The sequence below is a fragment of the Nitratireductor luteus genome (assembly GCF_026162365.1).
Classification (GTDB): domain Bacteria; phylum Pseudomonadota; class Alphaproteobacteria; order Rhizobiales; family Rhizobiaceae; genus Chelativorans; species Chelativorans luteus.
The window spans coordinates 118,016-137,347 of the sequence record NZ_JAOANW010000013.1; the positions used below are offsets into that span (position 1 = coordinate 118,016).

Genomic DNA, 19,332 nt, shown 5'->3' on the forward strand with positions numbered 1-19,332 from the left:
CGCGCCGATGAGCGATCTGGACGAAAAGCGGACCCGCGTTACTGCCGGCGTTACCTTCGCTGCCCGGCTCGCGTTCGAGAATATCAGCCACCGCTTTGCTCCCGGCGAACCGACGCTGGACGATGTGTCGCTGACCGCCGAGCCGGGAGAGGTATTGTGTCTGCTGGGGCCATCGGGCTCTGGCAAGACCACGCTGCTGCGGATCGCCGCCGGGATCGAAGTGCAGAATTCCGGGCGCATCCTGGTCAACGGGCGCGAGATTTCGGGACCGGATGTGTATGTGCCGCCCGAGGGGCGGTCCATCGGTCTGGTGTTCCAGGATTTCGCGCTGTTCCCGCATCTGACCATCCTCGACAATGTGCGCTTCGGCCTGACCGCTCTGTCGGGGGAGGAAGCAAGGCGCGAAGCCATGATCGCGCTGTCGCGCGTCGGGCTGGAAGGCTATGCTGCGGCTTATCCGCATGTGCTTTCGGGCGGTGAGCAGCAGCGCGTGGCGCTGGCCCGCGCCCTGGCGCCGCGGCCGGCCGTACTTTTGATGGACGAACCATTCTCCGGGCTCGATTCGCGCCTGAAGGACAGCGTGCGCGCCGAAACGCTGGCCATCCTCCAGCAAAGTCGGGCAACGGCCATCGTCGTGACCCACGATGCGGAGGAGGCCATGCGCATGGGCGACCGTATCGCGCTTCTGAGGGAGGGGCGGCTGGTGCAGATCGGAACGGCGGAAGAACTCTATCTCAAGCCGGCGGACCTTTTCGTCGCTGGCTTCTTCTCGGAATTGAATATATTCGAGGGGCCGGTGAGAACAGGCTTCGCCCATACGCCGGTCGGGCCGGTGCCGGCGGCGGGATTCAGCGACGGGCAATGGGTGACGGTTGCCGTCAGGCTGTCGGGTTTCGAGGTCAATGCCAAGGCGGGTGCGGTCCAGGCGCGCATCGTTTCACGGCGGTTCCTGGGCGTTGTCGAACTCTTGGAATTGGCTGTGCCCGGCATTGAGGAGCATGTGCGGGCGCGGGTCAGGTGCGGCATGCTGCCGCCCTCCATACGCGATATCTTTCTGGATGTTCGACCCGCAGACGTTCTAGTATTTGAAAGACAGCGCGAAAGCGCATAAATCAAACGGGGAGCGATTTCAGGAAAAGGGAAAACCGGTTTTCCGTCCGAAATCGCAGCAAATCATTATTGGGGCGGAATCGGTATTCGAAGAATACGAGACCCCTCCAGGCAACAGGCGAAAGAGACTGGATTATGGGTTCCTTTTCAATCTGGCACTGGCTCATCGTGCTCGTAGTGGTGCTGCTTCTCTTCGGGCGCGGCAAGATTCCAGAGCTGATGGGTGACATGGCCAAAGGCATCAAGAGCTTCAAGAAGGGCATGTCCGAGGACGATGCGGCGGACGACGACACCGCCAAGACGGTGGAGCACCGCACGGACGAAGAGATCAAGAACGCCAAGGCCAAGGAGAAGGCGAGCAAATCCTGAGCGTCGTGCGCTTCGTGAAGCTCCACCGGAAACCGACCGATGTTTGACCTTGGCTGGCCTGAAATCCTCGTCATCGCGATCGTGTTGATCGTGGTGGTGGGACCGAAGGATTTGCCGCGCCTTCTGCGCGGCTTCGGGCGCACGACCACAAAGATGCGCGAGATGGCGGGCGATTTCCGCAAGCAGTTCGACGATGCGATGAAGGAAGCCGAGCTTGACGACGTCAAGAACCTGGTGGACGACGCGCGCAAACTCGATCCGCGAAACGAGATCAAGAAGCATCTCAGCCCGCTCGAAAAGGCCGGCCGCGACGTTCGCGCCGGTCTCGACGATGCTATGAAGCCGAAGCCGGCAAAGCCCGCTGAAACGGCTTCCACCGAAGCGCGCGCTGTCGAGCCCGCCAAGAAGGCCCCGGCGAACAGCCCGGCCACGAAACCGGAAGTGGCCAAGAAGCCGGCTTCCAAGGCTGCTTCGTCGGGGAAATCGACAAGCACGGCTGCTCCGAAGACGAAGCCCGCACCCAAGGCGAAGCCGGCGTCCGGTAAAACCGCCGCAAAGCCTGCCGCGCGCAAGCCGGCGGCCAGGAAGACCACCAAGACGGGAACCGCCTCGTGAGTGCCGGAAAACAAGAAAACGAGGATATCGACCAGTCATCCGCACCGCTGATGGAGCATCTGATCGAGCTGCGTTCACGCCTGATCTGGGCGATCGTCGGCTTCTTCATCGCGTTCCTGGCGTGCTTCTTCTTCGCCAAGCAGATATTCAACCTGCTGGTCATTCCGTTCCAATGGGCGACCGAATGGGCCGGGCTCGAGGGCGACAAGGTCGACCTCATCTACACCGCGCCGCAGGAATTCTTCTTCACGCAGATCAAGCTGGCCATGTTCGGCGGCCTGGTCCTGGCCTTTCCGGTCATCGCCCTGCAGGTCTATAAATTCGTGGCGCCCGGCCTTTACCGCAACGAGCGCCGCGCTTTCCTGCCCTTCCTCGTCGCTTCGCCCATCCTGTTTCTGATCGGCGGTGCGCTCGTCTATTTCTTCTTCACGCCCATGGTCATGTGGTTCTTCCTGTCCATGCAGCAGGTGGGGCCGGGTGAGGAAATCCAGATTTCGCTGTTGCCGAAGGTTTCGGAATATCTGGGCCTGATCATGACGCTGATCCTGTCCTTCGGGCTGGTGTTCCAGTTGCCTGTCGTCACCACGCTGATGGCGCGGGTCGGGCTGCTCACGTCGCAGGGACTTGTCGACAAGCGCAAATACGCGATTGTCGCTGCCTTCGTCGCCGCGGCGGTCCTGACGCCGCCCGATCCGGTCAGCCAGATCGGCCTTGCGATTCCCACCATCCTTCTCTACGAGGTGGCGATCTGGAGCGCCCGTATGGTGGAGCGCAAGCGCAAGCGGGAAGCTGAAGCAGCCGAAGCGGCGGAAGCCGCAGCGGAGAGCCAGGACGAGCCCGCGGCCTGATACTTCGGGTGCGCTGTTCCGCCAGGCGCAATATAAACGCATGGTGGAACAGGTCGCATGCTCGACATCAAATGGATACGCGAAAACCCGCAAGCCCTTGCCGCCGCGCTGGAAAAGCGCGGTCAGGACAAGGCGGACGCGCAATCCTCCGTCGAAGCGATGCTTGCCGCCGACGAGGCGCGCCGCCAGCATCTGACCGAGCTCCAGGAAAAGCAGGCCCGGCAGAAGGCCATCTCCAAGGAGATCGGCCAGGCGATGGGCAAGGGCGACCAGGCGCTGGCCGACAAACTCAAGGCTGAAGTGGGCGCGCTGAAGACCTTCGTGCAGGAGGGCGAGGCCGAGGAACGCAAGCTCGACGAGCGCCTGCGCGACCTTCTGGCCGGCATTCCCAACGTGCCGCTCGACGACGTTCCGGAAGGCGCGGACGAGAGCGACAATGTCGAAATCCGCAAGGTCGGTGAAGCCCGCCGCCCGAACTGGGCGAAGGAGCATTTCGAGTTGGGCGAGGCGCTCGGAATGATGGATTTCGAGCGCGCTGCGAAACTCTCGGGCGCGCGCTTCACGGTGCTTTCCGGGCAACTCGCGCGGCTGGAGCGGGCGCTGGGCCAGTTCATGCTCGACCTGCACACGACCGAGCACGGCTATACCGAAGTGCAGCCGCCGTTATTGGTTCGCGATGAGGCACTGTTTGGAACCGGACAGTTGCCGAAGTTCGCGGAGGACCTTTTCAATGCCGGCGAGCATCATTGGCTCATCCCCACTGCCGAAGTTCCGCTCACCAATCTCGTCCGCGAGGAAATCCTCGACACCGAGAAACTCCCCCTGCGCTTCACCGCGCTCACGCCCTGCTTCCGCTCGGAGGCGGGTTCGGCGGGGCGGGATACGCGGGGCATGCTGCGTCAGCACCAGTTCTACAAGGTCGAGCTCGTCTCGATCACCGATGCCGATTCCTCGCTCGCCGAGCATGAGCGCATGACGGAATGCGCCGAGACGGTGCTGAAGAAGCTCGAAATTCCCTTCCGCACGGTGGTTCTGTGCAGCGGCGATATGGGTTTCGGCGCCCGCAAGACTTACGACATCGAGGCATGGCTGCCGGGCCAGAAGGCCTATCGCGAAATCTCGTCCTGCTCGGTCTGCGGCGATTTCCAAGCGCGGCGCATGAATGCCCGCTATCGCAAGGCCGGCGACCCTTCGACAGGCTCAGGGCGTCAAACCCATTTCGTCCATACGCTGAACGGCTCCGGCGTCGCCGTCGGCCGCGCGCTGATTGCGGTGATGGAGAATTACCAGAACGAGGACGGCTCGATTACCGTGCCGGAGGTTTTGCGGCCCTATATGGGGGGCGTGGAGAAGATCGGCGGGTAGGTGCCCGGCGTCCACGGAACGAAAGCGGCAGAGAAGGAAAAGCAGCGTGCGCATACTTCTGACCAATGACGACGGCATCCACGCTGAGGGGCTGGCGGTGCTGGAGCGGATGGCGCGTACGCTTTCCGACGATGTGTGGGTCGTGGCGCCCGAGACGGACCAGTCGGGCTTTGCGCATTCGCTGTCGCTGTCCGAGCCGCTGCGCATGCGCAAGATCGACGACCGGCATTTCGCGCTGCGCGGCACGCCCACCGATTGCGTCATCATGGCCGTCAACAAGGTCATGGATGCGCCGCCCGAACTTATCCTTTCCGGCGTCAACAACGGCACCAATATCGCCGATGACGTGACCTATTCGGGCACGGTGGCCGGCGCAATGGAAGGCACGCTGCTGGGCATCCGCTCGATAGCGCTCAGCCAGGCCTACGACTTCACCGACGACGCACGCTATGTGCCTTGGGACGTGGTGGAAACGCTCGGTCCCGATTTGCTCAGGAAGCTGGTTGAGACGGAACTGCCGCAGGGCGTGTTCCTCAACGTGAATTTTCCCAATTGCCCGCCCGAAAAGGTGAAGGGAACCCAGGTCACGGCCCAGGGCAAGCTGGTGCATGGCCTGTGGATCGACGAGCGCAAGGACGGGCGCGGCTTCCCGTATTACTGGCTGCGCTTTGGGCGCAAGGAGTCCGAAATCCGCAAGGGCAGCGACCAGGCCGCCGTCCGCGACGGCTACGTCTCGGTCACACCGCTGCATCTCGACCTGACCGCGCATGAGGTGCGCGACAGGCTGGCAAAGGCGATCGGCTGACCATGATCGAGGAGGAACAGGAAGGTTTTGCCGCCTTCATGCTGCGCATGCGCGCGGCAGGCATCGGCACGAAGGAGCTTTTCGCCGCGATGGAGGCGACGCCGCGCACGGCCTTTGTGCCTGCCGACTGGCGCAGGGCCGTTTGGACGAACCGGACGGTGCCCATCGAATGCGGCGAGATGCTGGAGGCCTGTGACTTCCAGGCCATGGCGATCCACGCGCTCGACCTGCAGCCGGGGGCGCGCGTGCTGGAGATCGGCACCGGCTCCGGCTATACGGCCGCCGTCATGGCCCGGCTCTGCGACAAAGTGCTGACGCTCGACCGGTACAAGATCCTTCTGGAGCAGGCGGCTCTTCGCCACGAGCATCTGGGGTTGGGCAACATCGTCACGCGCCAGGCCGACGGCTCCGACGGGGCCGCCGATGGCCCGTTCGATCGCGTCATCGTTTGGGCCGCCTTCGAGGAGATGCCGCGCCGCTTCGTCGACTGCCTGACGAGCGGCGGGGTGATGGTCGCCCCGCTGGGGCCGGGCGACGGCGTGCAGGCCATGGCAAAGTTCGTCAAGATAGGCAGCCGCTTCGAACGCACCGACCTCGGCCCGGTTCGCCTGCAGCCGCTGGCCAAGGGGGTGGCGGAGGCGCTTTGAGCGCAGGCAGGGGGCGCCGCGCGCCGAATGGAAGGCAATTTATGATAATTATTGCCGAAGATTCCGCAGCTTAACCGCCCGGTAACATTAACGCGCTTTAATCCTGTCAGTTGAGAGTAACGTGCAGGTAGCGTCATGCGTTTCGGCATCACAGGACAATTCAAACGCTCGCTGGCACGAGGCGCTGCTGTCCTCGTGATGGGTGGAGTAGCGGCAGGCTGCAGTGGCGGCGGCGCTGCGCAGCTGACCGATGGCCTCGTGACGAATTCGACTTCCACGGTCCAAAGCTCCGCGCCAGCCTACCAGGCCTATCCGGGCGACGTCGGCGCGCCGACCGCGCGGCGAACCGCCGATGGCGGGCTAAAGGTGATTCGGCCGCGCGTGGACGTCGGCGGTGGGGCCGGCCCGGCCAATAATGTATCGAACCTGCCCGCTCCGGCCGCGCCGGCTTCGGCCCCGGTCTACACGCCTCCTTCCGCCGCCCGCTCCGAAATCGTGTCGCAGCCCTTGCCGGCTCCGCAGCAGAGTTCAGCATCGGCACCAAGGCAGCAACCGGAAAATACCTTCATGGATACGGTTGCCCCCCGCCGGCAGGACGCCGCGGCGCCGGCAGAACCTGCGCCACAGCCCACGCAGCCCCGGCAGGTGCAGGCCGCCGCGGTTCCCCAGGCGCCCAAGCCGAAGGCCGAAGACAAGGATCGGGCCGGCGCCCAGCCTGCCGCCAGCAACGGCGCCTATACGGTGGTTTCGGGCGACACGCTCTATGGCATTTCCCGGAAGACGGGCATCAGCGTAGACAGGCTCAAGCAGGAAAACGGCCTTTCCGACGGCACGATCAGGATCGGCCAGACACTGAAAATTCCATCGGGCACCGGCTCGGATGCCGATCAGATCAAGTCCGTATCCGCGCCCACTTCACACAGTACGCCCAAAGAAGAAGAACCGCGCCAAGTTTCCACCTATACACCGCCCAAGGACAGCGACGATGTCGCGGACAAAGCCGTGTCGGAAGAGAAAGTCGCCGCCATCACGCCCGACGCGACCGGCGTGGACCGGTTGCGCTGGCCCGTGCGCGGACGCGTGGTCACCGGCTTCGGCGCCAATGCCGGCGGCCGCAACAGCGACGGTATCGACATCGCGGTTCCGGAAGGCACTTCTGTTCGCGCCGCCGAAAACGGCGTCGTCATCTATGCCGGCGACGGCCTGAAAGGCTTCGGCAATACGGTTCTCGTGCGCCATGAGGATGGGCTGGTCACGGTCTATGGCCACGCTTCCGACATCAAGGTGAAGCGTGGCGACAAGGTTACGCGCGGACAGGAAGTGGCGCTGTCGGGCATGAGCGGCGATGCCGACCGGCCCAAGCTCCATTTCGAGGTCCGCAAGGGCACGAGCCCGGTGGATCCCACCGAATATCTCGAATAGCCCGGCTGGGCTAATTCACCACCATCGCGCGCCGGAACCTTTCCGCCCGGCCGTGCTTGAAGCGGGCGGTCTGCTGACCCAATCGGCACGCCCGCTTCATTTTTTTTCTGCGCGCAGGGGCGCGTGCCAGTGCCGGCTGTTTTGATTCTATGCAATTCCGGACGGGAAACCGGCAGCCGCTTTCCCGGAATTGCTCTATTCCTTATTCCTTCAACTGCTTCCCGAACCGGCCCGCCAGTTCCTGGATGAACTGCCAGGCCACCCGCCCGGAACGGCTGCCGCGCGTGGTCGCCCATTCCAGCGCTTCTGTACGCAGGGTTTCTGCATCGACCGGCAGGTCGTGATAGCTGGCGTAGGACTGGATCATCGACAGATATTCATCCTGCGAGCATTTGTGGAAACCGAGCCAGAGGCCGAAACGGTCGGATAGCGATACCTTCTCCTCGACCGCCTCCGACGGGTTGATGGCGGTGGAACGCTCATTCTCGATCATGTCGCGCGGCAGCAGATGCCGTCTGTTCGACGTTGCGTAGAGGATGACATTGGCGGGCCTGCCTTCGACACCGCCTTCCAGCGCCGCCTTCAGCGATTTGTATGACGTGTCGTCCTGGTCGAAGGAGAGGTCGTCGCAGAACAGGATGAAGCGGTAGGGCGCGGCCTTCACCAGCGCCATCAGCTTCGGCAGGCCCTCGATGTCCTCGCGGTGGATCTCGATCAGCTTGAGGGCAGGGGCATCGTCCGGCCTTGCACAGTTGACCTCGGCGTGCACGGCCTTGACCAGCGACGACTTGCCCATGCCACGCGCGCCCCACAAAAGCGCATTGTTGGCCGGCAGGCCCGAGGCAAAACGTCTCGTATTGTCGAGCAGGATATCACGCACGCGGTCGACGCCCTTGATCAGCGCCAAATCGACGCGGTTGACCCGCTCGACGGGCTGGAGCCGCGGCCCCTCAGCCTGCCAGACGAAACAGTCCGCCGCATCGAAGTCCGGCGCCGGGGTGGGCGGGGGCGTCAGCCGCGCCACGGTTTCGATGAGCCTTTCCAGCTTTTCGTTGAGTGATTCGAGTGTCTTGTCGGTCATGGAAACACCGTTTGCGCAGCAGGAACGTACCGTACGGTACGGTTCTTTCACGGTCGGAGGCGATTTTCAAGCCGCAATGGCCCGCAATGGATTACCCATGCACGCCAAAGCCCCGGAACACGGGCTCCCGACAGTTGCAAACAGGGTGTGAACATCTATATTCCGCGCGAGCTTCGACGGGCGGCATCGTCCTTTCACGCATTTCAGGAGTATATTCATGTTAGTCACACCGGCATATGCCCAGGCGGGCGCAGGCGCACCGGACATGCTGGTCAGCATTTTGCCTTTCGTGCTGATCTTCGTCATCATGTATTTCCTCATCATCCGGCCGCAGCGCACCCAGGCGAAGAAGCGCCAGGAGATGCTGGCCGCGGTGCGCCGCGGTGACACCGTCGTTACCGGAGGCGGGCTTGTCGGCAAGGTCACCAAGGTGGTCAACGACACCGAGCTCGAAGTCGATCTTGGCGGCGGCACGAAGGTGACGGTCATGCGCGCCATGCTGGCCGATGTGCGCGTGAAGGGCGAGCCGGTGGAGAAGACGGCCGCAAACAAATAGCCGCCTTAATACGGGAGTAACCGGGGCAGGCTGCAGGCCCGGCCTCGAGGCCGGGACCGAACAAGAAGAGACACAATGTTACATTTTCCGCGCTGGCAGACGATCCTGATCTGGTTGGCCGTGGCGCTCGGCATTGCCTACGCTGCTCCGAATATTATTCCCGCTTCCTATTTCTCGTCGCTGCCTTCCTGGGCGCCGTCGCGTCCAATGACCCTTGGTCTCGACCTCCAGGGCGGCTCTCATATCCTGCTGCAGATCGACCGCCAGGAACTGGTCGAGGAACGCTTGAAGAGCGCCCGCGACGATGTGCGCCGGCTGCTGCGCGACGCGCGCATCGGCTATACCGGCCTCTCGGTTTCGGGCAATGCGGTGCAGGTGCGCGTCCGCGACGACAGCCAGGTGCAGGCGGCGCGCGAGGCGCTTTCCGAATTGACCGCGCCCGTGGCCTCGGGCCTGTTCGGCTCCGGCTCGGTCGCCGAGATGGAGATGAGCGAGCCTCAACCCGGCCTCCTGCGCTTTACGCTGACCGAGGAGGGCATCACCTACCGGCTCAGTGCGGCTCTTTCGCAGTCGATTGAGGTGGTCAGCCGCCGTGTCAACGAACTGGGCACCACCGAACCGGTCATTCAGCGCCAGGGCGATGACCGCATACTCGTGCAGGTGCCCGGCCTCCAGGACCCGCAGCGCCTGAAGGACATTCTCGGCCAGACGGCCAAGATGACCTTCCAGATGGTCGATCAGTCGGTGCCGGTTCAGGAAGCGATCGAAAGCCGGCCGCCGCCCGGAACGTCCGTCATGTATTCCATGGACGATCCGCCGGTTCCCTATGTCATCGAGGATCGTGTGATCGTGTCGGGCGAGAACCTCGTCGACGCTCAGGCGACCTTCGACCAGCGGACCAACGAGCCGGTGGTCTCGTTCCGCTTCGATACCAAGGGTGCGACCCGGTTCGGCCAGGCCACGCAGGAGAATGTGGGGCGCCTTTTCGCCATCATCCTCGACGGCCAGGTCATTTCCGCTCCGCAGATCCGTGAGCCCATCCTGGGCGGAAGCGGCCAGATATCGGGTAATTTCACCGTCCAGTCGGCGAACGACCTGGCGGTGCTCCTGCGCGCCGGCGCATTGCCGGCCACGCTGACGGTCATCGAGGAACGCACGGTCGGCCCCGGCCTCGGCCAGGATTCCATCGACGCCGGCAAGGTGGCTTCGATGATCGGCGCGGTGCTGGTGGTCGCCTTCATGATCGCCGTCTACGGCCTGCTGGGCATCTTCGCCGTGGTCGCGCTCGTCGCGAACATCGCGATGATCATCGCCATCCTGTCCGGCCTCGGGGCGACGCTCACCCTGCCGGGCATCGCCGGCATCGTGCTCACCATGGGCATGGCGGTCGATTCCAACGTCCTTGTCTTCGAGCGCATACGCGAGGAAAGGGCGGGCGGCAGGTCTGTCATCCAGGCCATCGATTCGGGCTTCTCGAAAGCGCTCGCGACCATCGTCGACGCCAATGTCACGACGCTGATCGCGGCCGTCATCCTGTTCTATCTGGGGACAGGCCCCGTCCGTGGCTTCGCTGTCACCCTGGCCATCGGCATCGTGACGACGGTGTTCTCCGCCTATACTCTGACGCGCTGGATGACGGCTGTCTGGGTCAAGACCCGTAGACCGAAAGAACTGCCTGCGTCGCCGCTCCATGTGATCCCGCCGGAAACGTCCGTCCGCTTCATGCGGCTGCGCCGCTTTACTTTCTCCCTCTCCGCATTGGCTTCCATCGCCGCGCTCGCCTTGTTCATGACCGTCAACATGAATTACGGCATCGACTTCAAGGGCGGTTCGTCGATCGAGGTCCAGGCGATCGAGGGAGAGGCCGACATTTCCGACATCCGCTCACGTCTTTCCGGGCTCAATCTCGGCGAGGTGCAGGTTCAAGAGTTCGGCGACCCGCGCGACGTGTTGATCCGCGTTCAGGCCCAAGGCGGCGGCGAAAGCGCCGAGCAGAGCGTCATAAACAAGGTGCGCGGTGAACTGGAGGCCGATTACAATTTCCGCCGCGTGGAAGTCGTCGGACCGACGGTGTCGGGCGAGCTGGCCCGGGCAGGAACGATAGCGGTTCTCGCCTCGCTCCTGGCGATCCTGGTCTATATCTGGCTGCGCTTCGAGTGGCAGTTCGCAGTCGGCGCCATACTGGCGACCACCCACGACGTGATCATGACGATCGGCTTCTTCGTCGTCACCGGCATCGAGTTCAACCTGACGAGTATCGCGGCCATCCTTACGATTGTCGGTTACTCGTTGAACGATACGGTGGTCGTCTATGACCGCGTGCGCGAGAACTTGCGGCGCTACAAGAAGATGCCGCTGCCGCAACTGCTCGACCTGTCAATGAACCAGACCTTGTCGCGAACGGTCATGACCTCGGTGACCACGCTTCTGGCGCTGATCGCGCTGTATGTGTTCGGCGGAGAAGTGATCCGCTCCTTCACGGCTGCGATGATCTTCGGCGTGGTGATTGGCACATATTCCTCGATCTTCATCGCTTCACCACTGCTCATCCTGTTCCGCATGCGCGCTAGCGGCGTGCAGGAGCCGGATGAAAAGGTGGACAAGCAGCCGACGACTGGCCCGAAAACCGGCGTTGCGGCGAAAGGATGAGTGGGGGAATTGAAATGCGCGCGGCCCATTTCCCCAGCCGCGCGCCCATCGACGCTTATGGCAATGGCGGCTTCCGCTTCGCCGAGATGTCCCACCGCGGCTCCATTCAGTGCCTTCCTTCCGGCATCCATGGATGGGAGCCGGCGGATGCCGGCGCGCTGGGCCCGGATGATTTCGCTGCGGTGCTGGCCGAGGCGGGCGAGATCGAAATCCTGCTGGTAGGCACGGGCAAGACTTTGCGGCCGATCCCGACCGAACTGCGCGCCCGGCTGCGCGAGGCCAGCATGGGTGTCGAAACGATGGCCACGGGCGCGGCGGTGCGAACGTTCAACGTGTTGCTGGCCGAGGAACGGGCCGTCGCCGCTGTCCTCCTTGCCGTCGCGTGAGATGGCAATCGCCACCGACATCCTGGTGCAGTCCGTCCGTGAGGGAGATCCAGACCGGTATCTGTCGACGCTTTATGCTCCGCCCGAGCATCGTGACGCGCTAACCGCGCTGTACGCCTTCAACATCGAGATCGCTTCCGTGCGCGACAAGATCGCCGAGGCCTTGCCGGGCGAAGTGCGGCTGCAATGGTGGCGTGACGCGCTGGGCAACCGCGAGGGCGGCGGCCATCCGGTGGCCGCGGCGCTGATCGAGACAATCGGGCAATACCGGCTTCCCGCGCATACCTTCGACCGCATGATCGAGGCGCGCATTTTCGACCTCTACGACGATCCCATGCCGGACCGGGCAAGCCTCGAAGGCTATTGCGGGGAGACGGCTTCGGCGCTGATCCAGCTCGCGAGCCTCGTTCTCGACCCGGAGCGGGCACCGGCATTCGCCGACGCCGCTGGCCATGCCGGTTGCGCGCAGGCAATGGCCGGACTGCTCCGGTCGCTGCCCATCCACCGCCGGCGCGGCCAGTGCTATATACCGCAGGATCTTCTGACGGCTGCGGGCGCCGACCGCGAAACCCTGCTGCAAGGCAAGGATGAGGAGGCTGCCGCGCGCGCCGTGATGGCCATGGTCGCTCTCGGGCGGGATCACTATGCAAGGTTTCTTGAGGCGGCGGATGGCCTGCCAGCCAGCCTGAAGCCGGCCTATCTCCCCGCTTTTTTGAGCCGGAACTATCTGGACCGCGTCGCGCAACACCCCGCCGATGCGCTCGAGAAGGTCGCGGGGATCTCCCCGATCAAACGTCATTGGCGCATGCTTATGCTCGCTGCAAGGGGCTGAATTCATTCCCGCCCCATAGAGGGAATGCAGGGCGCGGCGTGAAACGCAACGACAGAAGCGAGCCACACGTCAAGGATTAGCCGGAACAGCAAAATTCGCGGTGGCGTTGCGACCGGTCGCCGCCATGTCCACCAGTAATGCCCCATTGTCGGCGGTTTCTGCGTTTATCCCATTCTCCATTCTTTTATTTATTTCCGGAGCCTTATCATGACAGCAGTTTCAAGCAGTTCCCATCAAAGCGGGGGGAAATGGCGTGATGTCCTGATCGAGATGCTACGTGGCATAAGGGCCGCCGTCGTCCGGTTTCCGGTTGTCGTCCTGTTCCTTGTTGCGGCATGCATCTGGGCCAATATCCTCATTGCCTATCCCGAAATATCTGTCGGTGCCTTGGAAGCCTACGATTCCAGGCTGGTACTGGGCCTTCTCACCGGCGCCGTTGCGGCACTGGCGGTCACGCTCTTCTTCGAGCGGCGCGCCGTGCCGCTGGCGGGTCGCCAGGGCGCCGCACTCCTGATCGGGCTGGCCGTCACCGCGCCTTTCGTGATGTCGCAGGCATTCGCCCTCAGCCCGCCCGCCCTGATTGCCGGCGTTGCCGGCAGCGCTCTTGTCGCGCCCTTCCTTTGGCGCGGGGACAGCGCGTCGTTCTGGATGTTCGGCGCCAGGGCCGCTTTCGCGGCGCTGCTGGCGGTCCTGGCGCTGGTGCTTTTCGCTGGTGGCATATCGGCGATCCTGGCCAGCCTCACGCATCTGTTCGGCCTGGAGGTTCCCGACCGGCTCTACCACCACGTATGGGTTTTCACAGGACTCTTCGCCGCGCCGCTGTTCGGCCTCGGGCAACTGCCTGAAGGCTTCGACGAGGGCCCGGCCCTCGCGCAGACCGGTTTCATGGACCGCGGCATGCGCTCGCTTGGCGATTTCGTGGCGGCGCCGCTGCTCATCGTCTACGCGGTCATCCTGCATCTTTACGCGCTGAAGATCGTGGTGACGGGCGAGGTGCCGGACGGGCAGATCGGCTGGCTCGTGCTCAGCTACGGCTTCTGCGTTTTCTTCGTTCTTCTCCTCATCAGCCCCTTTTTCGACCGCGCACGCGCGCCCAGCCGCCTGTTTCTGAGATGGTGGCCGGCGCTCCTGCCGCTTCCGCTGGTGCTGCTCTTTTATGCTCTGGCGCTCCGCGTAAACGGTTTCGGGCTGACGCCTGAACGCTATTTCCTCGGGCTGTTCGCCGTGGTGACGCTGGTGGTCCTGCTCTTGCAGCTATTGCCCCGCTCAAGGGGCGACATCAGGATTATGGCCACCTTGCCTGCACTGGCGTTCGTTCTGGGCAGCTTCGGCCCGCAAGGTGCCGTCGGGACGTCGATCACCAGCCAAACCGCGCGCTTTCAGTCGCTTGTCGCCGGGCAGGCGGCTGATATGGCCTCTCAAGACGAAGCACTGGGCGCGCTGCGGTTCCTCGATCGCCACGATGCCTTGCCGCCCCTGCCGGACGGCAGCGAAGCCGAAGCGGCCCCCGACGAGCGTGAGAGCCGGTACCGTGCTGTCGCGAAGGCATGGGGCTTGGACCCCGACAGGCCCGTGGGCAGTTCCTCTGCCTATGTGTTGCGCGACGTGCAGGGGCCTGTCGCGTTCGGCATCGCCGGCTATGATGTGGTCGTTCACAATGTGATGCTGAGCGCCGGCAGCAAAACGCCTCTCGAGACGACGTTGCCCGACGGCGACACGCTGACATTTGCCTTGGACGGCGACGCACTCGTGATATCCGGTGCAGGCGAAAACGTTCGCTTCCCGATCCTGCCGGATCAGTTGCGCAAGCTTGCCGACACGGGTGGAGATGGCCAGAACGAACTCGATCTGACCACCGGCGGCCGCACGATCAGGATCGTCCCGACGCATTTCTACGCCGACAATGCGGACGACCCGCGATTGCAGTCGATGCAGACGACGATCCTGCTGAACTCTGCCGACTGGCGGTAAGGGCGGCGCCCGCCCTTGTCCTTATTCGGCGGCGGCTGAAAATTCGCCGCCGAGCCACTGCCGGCAGTCGGCGAGCGCCCGCGCGCTCAAGGCACGCTTCCTGGCGACGGACTTTTCCTTGCCACGGAACCGCTTTCCCTCGGGCTTTTCCACTTCGACCGGCGGAAACAGGCCGAAATTGATGTTCATCGGCTGGAAGGAGCGCTTGCCGGGCTCATCGTCGGAAAGGATATGACCACCGGTGATATGGCCCAGAAGCGCGCCGAACGCGGTGGTAAGCGGCGGCGGGGGAGCAGCCTGGCCGAGCCGCGCGGCAGCGGCGAAACGGCCGGCCAGGAGACCGATGGCAGCACTCTCTACATAGCCTTCGCACCCGGTGATCTGTCCGGCAAAGCGCAGGCCCGGCCGTGACTTGAGCTGCAGCGTCGGATCCAGCAGGGCCGGCGAATTGATGTAGGTGTTGCGGTGCAGGCCGCCCAAGCGGGCGAACTCCGCGTTCTCCAATCCTGGAATCATGCGGAATATGCGCGCCTGCTCGCCATATTTCAGCTTCGTCTGAAAGCCGACCATATTGTAGAGCGTTCCCAGTGCATTGTCCTGGCGGAGCTGGACGACGGCATAGGGCTTTTCGTCCGGCTGGTGCGCGTTGGTGAGTCCCATCGGCTTCATCGGTCCGTGGCGCAACGTCTCCGGCCCCCGCTCGGCCATCACCTCGATGGGCAGGCAACCGTCGAAATAGGGCGTTCCTTCCCATTCCTTGAACTCGGTCTTCTCGCCCTGGATGAGCGCCTGGATGAAGGCCTCGTACTGCGCTTTGTCCATAGGGCAGTTGATATAGTCCTTGCCGGTGCCGCCAGGCCCAACCTTATCGTAGCGCGACTGGAACCAGCATGTGTCGAGGTCGATAGAGTCGAAATGGACGATGGGCGCGATCGCGTCGAAGAAGGCCAGCGCCTTCTCGTCGGTCTGGGTGGCGATCGCCTCGGCCAGGGCAGGGGCGGTGAGGGGACCGGTCGCGATGATGGCCTGGTCCCAGTCCTCCGGCGGCAGGCCGGTGACTTCCTCTCGGGCGATCGTGATCAGCGGGTGGTCCTCGATCGCCTTGGTCACCGCATCGGAAAAGCCGTCGCGGTCGACGGCAAGCGCCCCGCCGGCCGGAACCTGGTTGGCATCGCCCGCGCGCATGATCAGCGACCTGGCCAGCCGCATTTCCGCATGGAGCACGCCGACCGCGTTCGTCTCCGCGTCGTCGGAACGGAAGGAGTTGGAGCAGACGAGCTCGGCAAGACCGTCGGTCCTGTGCGCCTCGGTGCCGCGCACGGGCCGCATTTCGTGGAGGATAACGGGTACGCCGGCCTGCGCAGCCTGCCAGGCCGCTTCCGAGCCGGCCAGTCCGCCGCCGATGATGTGGATTGGTTTGTCTATCATGACGCGGAGATAAGCCCATGGGAGCGCGAATGCAATCGATACGGGCCGCCCGGGAGCGCGGCTATCACGCAATTGCGGCGGACAGCCGGGAACCCTATCCTATGCCAATGACGATTGGATACGCACGCGCCGTCGCAATCACGATTCTGACGCTTGCCATGCAGGCGGCGAACGCCTGGCCCGCCTTCGCCAACAAAGGCAAGCTGTATTTGTGCAGCGGCTACAGTTGCGCCTACAAGACGGCATTGCCGCTGACGCCGGCTTTCCGAAACAAGCTGGCGGGCATCATGGCCTCCGGCGGTGCTTCGGCACATGCCGAGCGGAAGGCCGTTTCGCGCGCAGTCCAGTATTTCGAGCGCGTCGCGACCGCCATGATCGGGACGAAGGACGGGCCGAAGGGCGAGATCAGCGGCAGCCGCGTCTACGGCCAGATGGACTGTATTGACGAGTCGAGCAATACGGGCGCACTGCTGGACTATCTTCAGAGGGAGAGGCTGATGCGCCATCACGAGAGCCGCCCGCCCGCGTCGCGGGGCGCTTTCATCGATGGGCGCTATCCCCATTCGACGGCGGTGCTGAGTGAAAAGAACGGGGAATTATGGGCGGTCGACAGCTGGTACGAGCCGGCAGGCGGTGCGCCCGACATGATGCCGCTCGCCGAATGGCGCAAGCGCGGTGTTGGCGGCGCGCGATAGGGTCGGCTCCTGGCCAGCGCAATTTTTCAGGGGAGCGAACGCGCAAAAAACAACACCCGCCGGGGGAGGAGGTCCGGCGGGTGTCGTTTTGATCGACCGACAATCGGGAGGAGGTGAAAGTCGGCCGCGTTCGACAGGACTGGGAGGAGGTAGTCCCGCCGAAATCTATTTTCTTTCGTTAGAGCGACTTGCGCGCCACGAAAGGAATGTCGCCGCGTGCGATACCGAGGTCGCTCAATTCCCGGGTGGAAAGGCGGCTCAGCTCGGTAACCGTCTGCCGGTAGCGGCGCCAGTTACGGTAATTGCGAATGATGTTCATTTTTCCTGCTCACTTCGTATCGGAGAATTGTTCGTCCGTCTTGCGATGAACAGATAAGAGCGTTCGCCATGCAGAGGAAGAGATAATGTTGCATAGCAGCAATGCATATTGTGCAACGCACCATTATCGCGCCGCAATGCGCCCCACCTTTCGCCGCACACGTCAATTGGAGGGAAAAGAGCGCCTTTTTCCGGTGGCCGGCAGACGTTGTTGGAAAACTGTTCCGCTTGCAGGATGCTGCAGTCAGGTGACTTCATCGACAGCTGCGGAAATGCGGTAAAACCAAAAGACGGAGCGTGCTTTGCGCATCTAAAAGGACGCTCGGCGCTCCATCGCGGAAAAAAGCCTGTTTTTCAGGCAATTTTCCTTTGATAGACCAAGGGCAGGTGATATAGAACCCCGCGCTTTCGGGAGCGCTCTGCTTTCGAAGCGGGTGTGGTGGAACTGGTAGACACGCCAGATTTAGGTTCTGGTGGCGCAAGCCGTGGGGGTTCAAGTCCCTCCACCCGCACCAGACAGGCCACCCCCGAGACGGATTTCTTCGGCAGGCTCAACGGTGAAACGCCGCGCAAGCGGCGATGAGTGAACACAAAGGTTTAATAATGCAGGTAACCGAGACTCTAAACTCAGGTCTTAAGCGCGAGATCAAAGTCACCGTGCCGGCCAAGGACCTCGAGTCCAGGCTGATGGAGCGTCTCGAGGACGCAAAGTCCAAGGTGCGGCTGAAGGGCTTTCGCCCCGGCAAGGTGCCGCTGCAGCATCTGCGCAATATCTACGGCAAGTCCTTGATGGCCGAAGTGGTCAATGAAATTCTGTCCGATTCCTCCAAGTCGATCATCTCCGAGCGCGGCGAAAAGCCGGCCATGCAGCCGGAAATCGATATGACCGAGGACGAGAAGGAAGCCGAGAAGGTTTTGGCCGGCGGCGCCGATTTCGAGTTTACGATGAGCTACGAAGTCATCCCGCCGATCGAGATCAAGGATTTCTCCGAGATCAAGGTGACGCGTCCCGTCTATGACGTGTCGGAGGACGAGGTCGAGGAGCAGGTCAAGCGCATCGCCGATTCGGCCCGCACCTATAAGGCCAAATCCGGCAAGGCCAAGGAGGGCGACAAGGTCACCATCGACTACGCCGGCAAGATCGACGGCGAGTTGTTCGACGGCGGCGCTGCCGAGGATTCCGATGTCGTGATCGGCCATAACCAGTTCATTCCCGGCTTCGAAGAGCAGCTCGTCGGCGTGAAGGCGGGCGACAAGACGACCATCAAGGTCAAGTTCCCCGACGAGTACGCGGCGGAGCACCTGGCCGGCAAGGAAGCCGAATTCGACGTCACCGTGAAGGAAGTGTCCGAGGCCGACGAATTGGTCATCGACGACGAATTGGCCAAGACGCTTGGGCTGGAATCGGCCGACAAGCTGCGCGAGATCGTCCGCGGGCAGCTCGAGAATCAGTTCGGCCAGGTGACGCGACAGAAGGCCAAGCGCCAGCTTCTCGACGCTCTCGACGAAGCCTACAAGTTCGAGGCACCCTCGAAGCTGGTGGAAGCCGAGTTCGAGAATATCTGGAACCAGGTGACCCGCGATCTCGAAAGCGCCGGCCGCACCTTCGCGGATGAGGAGACGACCGAGGAGGAGGCACGCACCGAGTATCAGCGCCTGGCCGAGCGCCGCGTGCGCCTCGGCCTTGTTCTGGCGCAGATCGGCGAGGAAGCCGGCGTCGAGGTCGGCGAGGATGAGATGCAGCGCGCGCTGATCGAATCGATCCGCCGCTACCCGCAGCATCAGCAGCAGGAAATCTACGACTTCTACCGTCAGAACCCGCAGGCGCTGGCCAATGTCCGCGCGCCCCTGTTCGAGGAGAAGGTTGTCGACCACCTGTTGGCCAAGGCCGACGTGACCGACAAGAAAGTTGGCCGCGAAGAACTGCTGGCCGACGACGAGGACGAGGCGGACGCCAAGCCCGCCGCCGAGAAGAAGCCGGCCAAGAAGAAGGCCGCTCCGAAAAAGAAGGCAGCCAAGGCCGAAGGCGACGCTGAGTAAAAACCCGCCTGAGACACGATCTGAAAAAGCCCCGGTTCTCCGGGGCTTTTTGTTGGATCAAGGACATGTGCCGCGTGGTGCTTCGCGAACGGGGCTGCCTGCGGGAGCAGTTCCAGAAAAGGTGAAAGCGGGTTTGCCGCCTGCGATGGTGCGAAATCAGACAGTCGGATCGTTTCGCCGTCTCTGACAAATGGT

Annotated in this window: 18 protein-coding genes and 1 tRNA gene; 16 read left to right on the plus strand and 3 right to left on the minus strand. The window is 63.2% G+C overall.

Annotation, left to right across the window (positions count from 1 at the left end; all coding sequences use genetic code 11):
- Nucleotides 1-7: 7 nt before the first annotated feature.
- The 8 genes from N1058_RS18135 (at nt 8) to N1058_RS18170 (ending at nt 7,181) form a co-directional block, all read left to right on the plus strand.
- On the plus strand, nt 8-1,111 hold the full coding sequence (locus N1058_RS18135; RefSeq protein ID WP_265519014.1) for an ABC transporter ATP-binding protein: 1,104 nt from the start codon (nt 8-10) through the stop codon (nt 1,109-1,111).
- A 134-nt stretch (nt 1,112-1,245) separates the two neighbouring features.
- Nucleotides 1,246-1,479: a twin-arginine translocase TatA/TatE family subunit gene (locus tag N1058_RS18140; RefSeq protein ID WP_265519015.1), complete on the plus strand. Its 234-nt coding sequence runs from the start codon at nt 1,246-1,248 to the stop codon at nt 1,477-1,479.
- 39 nt (nt 1,480-1,518) lie between these two features.
- Nucleotides 1,519-2,094, plus strand: coding sequence for a Sec-independent protein translocase protein TatB (gene tatB, locus N1058_RS18145; protein WP_265519016.1), 576 nt, complete (start codon nt 1,519-1,521; stop codon nt 2,092-2,094).
- Between the two features lie 50 nt (nt 2,095-2,144).
- Nucleotides 2,145-2,942 (plus strand): twin-arginine translocase subunit TatC, encoded by a 798-nt coding sequence (gene tatC / locus N1058_RS18150; RefSeq protein WP_274709323.1) that lies wholly within the window; start codon nt 2,145-2,147, stop codon nt 2,940-2,942.
- A gap of 57 nt (nt 2,943-2,999) precedes the next feature.
- Nucleotides 3,000-4,307 carry a serine--tRNA ligase gene (serS, locus tag N1058_RS18155; protein ID WP_265519018.1) on the plus strand — a complete coding sequence of 436 codons (1,308 nt, stop codon included), beginning with the start codon at nt 3,000-3,002 and terminating at the stop codon, nt 4,305-4,307.
- Between the two features lie 46 nt (nt 4,308-4,353).
- Nucleotides 4,354-5,112, plus strand: coding sequence for a 5'/3'-nucleotidase SurE (gene surE / locus N1058_RS18160; RefSeq protein ID WP_265519019.1), 759 nt, complete (start codon nt 4,354-4,356; stop codon nt 5,110-5,112).
- Between the two features lie 2 nt (nt 5,113-5,114).
- Nucleotides 5,115-5,759, plus strand: a complete 645-nt coding sequence (locus N1058_RS18165; RefSeq protein WP_265519020.1) for a protein-L-isoaspartate(D-aspartate) O-methyltransferase — start codon at nt 5,115-5,117, stop codon at nt 5,757-5,759.
- 135 nt (nt 5,760-5,894) lie between these two features.
- Nucleotides 5,895-7,181, plus strand: coding sequence for a peptidoglycan DD-metalloendopeptidase family protein (locus N1058_RS18170; RefSeq protein WP_265519021.1), 1,287 nt, complete (start codon nt 5,895-5,897; stop codon nt 7,179-7,181).
- Between the two features lie 202 nt (nt 7,182-7,383).
- Here N1058_RS18170 and N1058_RS18175 read toward each other — a convergent pair whose 3' ends face one another.
- Entirely contained in the window at nt 7,384-8,262 is an 879-nt protein-coding gene (locus tag N1058_RS18175) for an ATP-binding protein (RefSeq protein ID WP_265519022.1), read from the minus strand.
- Between the two features lie 217 nt (nt 8,263-8,479).
- Between N1058_RS18175 and yajC the strand changes: the two genes are divergently transcribed.
- The 5 genes from yajC to N1058_RS18200 all read left to right on the plus strand — a co-directional run bounded on the left by yajC (nt 8,480) and on the right by N1058_RS18200 (nt 14,656).
- On the plus strand, nt 8,480-8,818 hold the full coding sequence (yajC, locus tag N1058_RS18180; RefSeq protein ID WP_265519023.1) for a preprotein translocase subunit YajC: 339 nt from the start codon (nt 8,480-8,482) through the stop codon (nt 8,816-8,818).
- Nucleotides 8,819-8,893: 75 nt separating this feature from the next.
- On the plus strand, nt 8,894-11,467 hold the full coding sequence (gene secDF / locus N1058_RS18185) for a protein translocase subunit SecDF (RefSeq protein ID WP_265519024.1): 2,574 nt from the start codon (nt 8,894-8,896) through the stop codon (nt 11,465-11,467).
- Nucleotides 11,464-11,853, plus strand: a complete 390-nt coding sequence (locus tag N1058_RS18190) for an Mth938-like domain-containing protein (protein WP_265519025.1) — start codon at nt 11,464-11,466, stop codon at nt 11,851-11,853. Before secDF ends, N1058_RS18190 begins: the two co-directional genes overlap by 4 nt.
- A 1-nt stretch (nt 11,854) precedes the next feature.
- Complete coding sequence (locus tag N1058_RS18195) at nt 11,855-12,685, plus strand: phytoene/squalene synthase family protein (RefSeq protein WP_265519026.1); 831 nt, start codon at nt 11,855-11,857, stop codon at nt 12,683-12,685.
- 207 nt (nt 12,686-12,892) lie between these two features.
- Nucleotides 12,893-14,656 carry a DUF4153 domain-containing protein gene (locus N1058_RS18200; RefSeq protein ID WP_265519027.1) on the plus strand — a complete coding sequence of 588 codons (1,764 nt, stop codon included), beginning with the start codon at nt 12,893-12,895 and terminating at the stop codon, nt 14,654-14,656.
- Between the two features lie 21 nt (nt 14,657-14,677).
- Here the strand turns inward: N1058_RS18200 and trmFO are convergent, their stop codons facing one another.
- Nucleotides 14,678-16,084 carry a methylenetetrahydrofolate--tRNA-(uracil(54)-C(5))-methyltransferase (FADH(2)-oxidizing) TrmFO gene (gene trmFO, locus N1058_RS18205; protein ID WP_265519028.1) on the minus strand — a complete coding sequence of 469 codons (1,407 nt, stop codon included), beginning with the start codon at nt 16,082-16,084 and terminating at the stop codon, nt 14,678-14,680.
- 29 nt (nt 16,085-16,113) lie between these two features.
- Here trmFO and N1058_RS18210 point away from each other — a divergent pair, with 29 nt between their 5' ends.
- The gene (locus tag N1058_RS18210; protein WP_265519029.1) at nt 16,114-16,779 is read left to right on the plus strand and encodes a hypothetical protein; all 666 of its coding nucleotides are present in this window, start codon (nt 16,114-16,116) and stop codon (nt 16,777-16,779) included.
- 178 nt (nt 16,780-16,957) lie between these two features.
- Here N1058_RS18210 and N1058_RS18215 read toward each other — a convergent pair whose 3' ends face one another.
- Nucleotides 16,958-17,098 (minus strand): DUF1127 domain-containing protein, encoded by a 141-nt coding sequence (locus N1058_RS18215; protein WP_265519030.1) that lies wholly within the window; start codon nt 17,096-17,098, stop codon nt 16,958-16,960.
- 429 nt (nt 17,099-17,527) lie between these two features.
- Here N1058_RS18215 and N1058_RS18220 point away from each other — a divergent pair.
- Together N1058_RS18220 and tig are read left to right on the plus strand one after the other, a co-directional pair.
- A tRNA-Leu gene (locus N1058_RS18220) sits at nt 17,528-17,612 on the plus strand.
- Between the two features lie 88 nt (nt 17,613-17,700).
- Complete coding sequence (gene tig / locus N1058_RS18225; protein WP_265519058.1) at nt 17,701-19,137, plus strand: trigger factor; 1,437 nt, start codon at nt 17,701-17,703, stop codon at nt 19,135-19,137.
- The last annotated feature ends 195 nt before the right edge of the window (nt 19,138-19,332 follow it).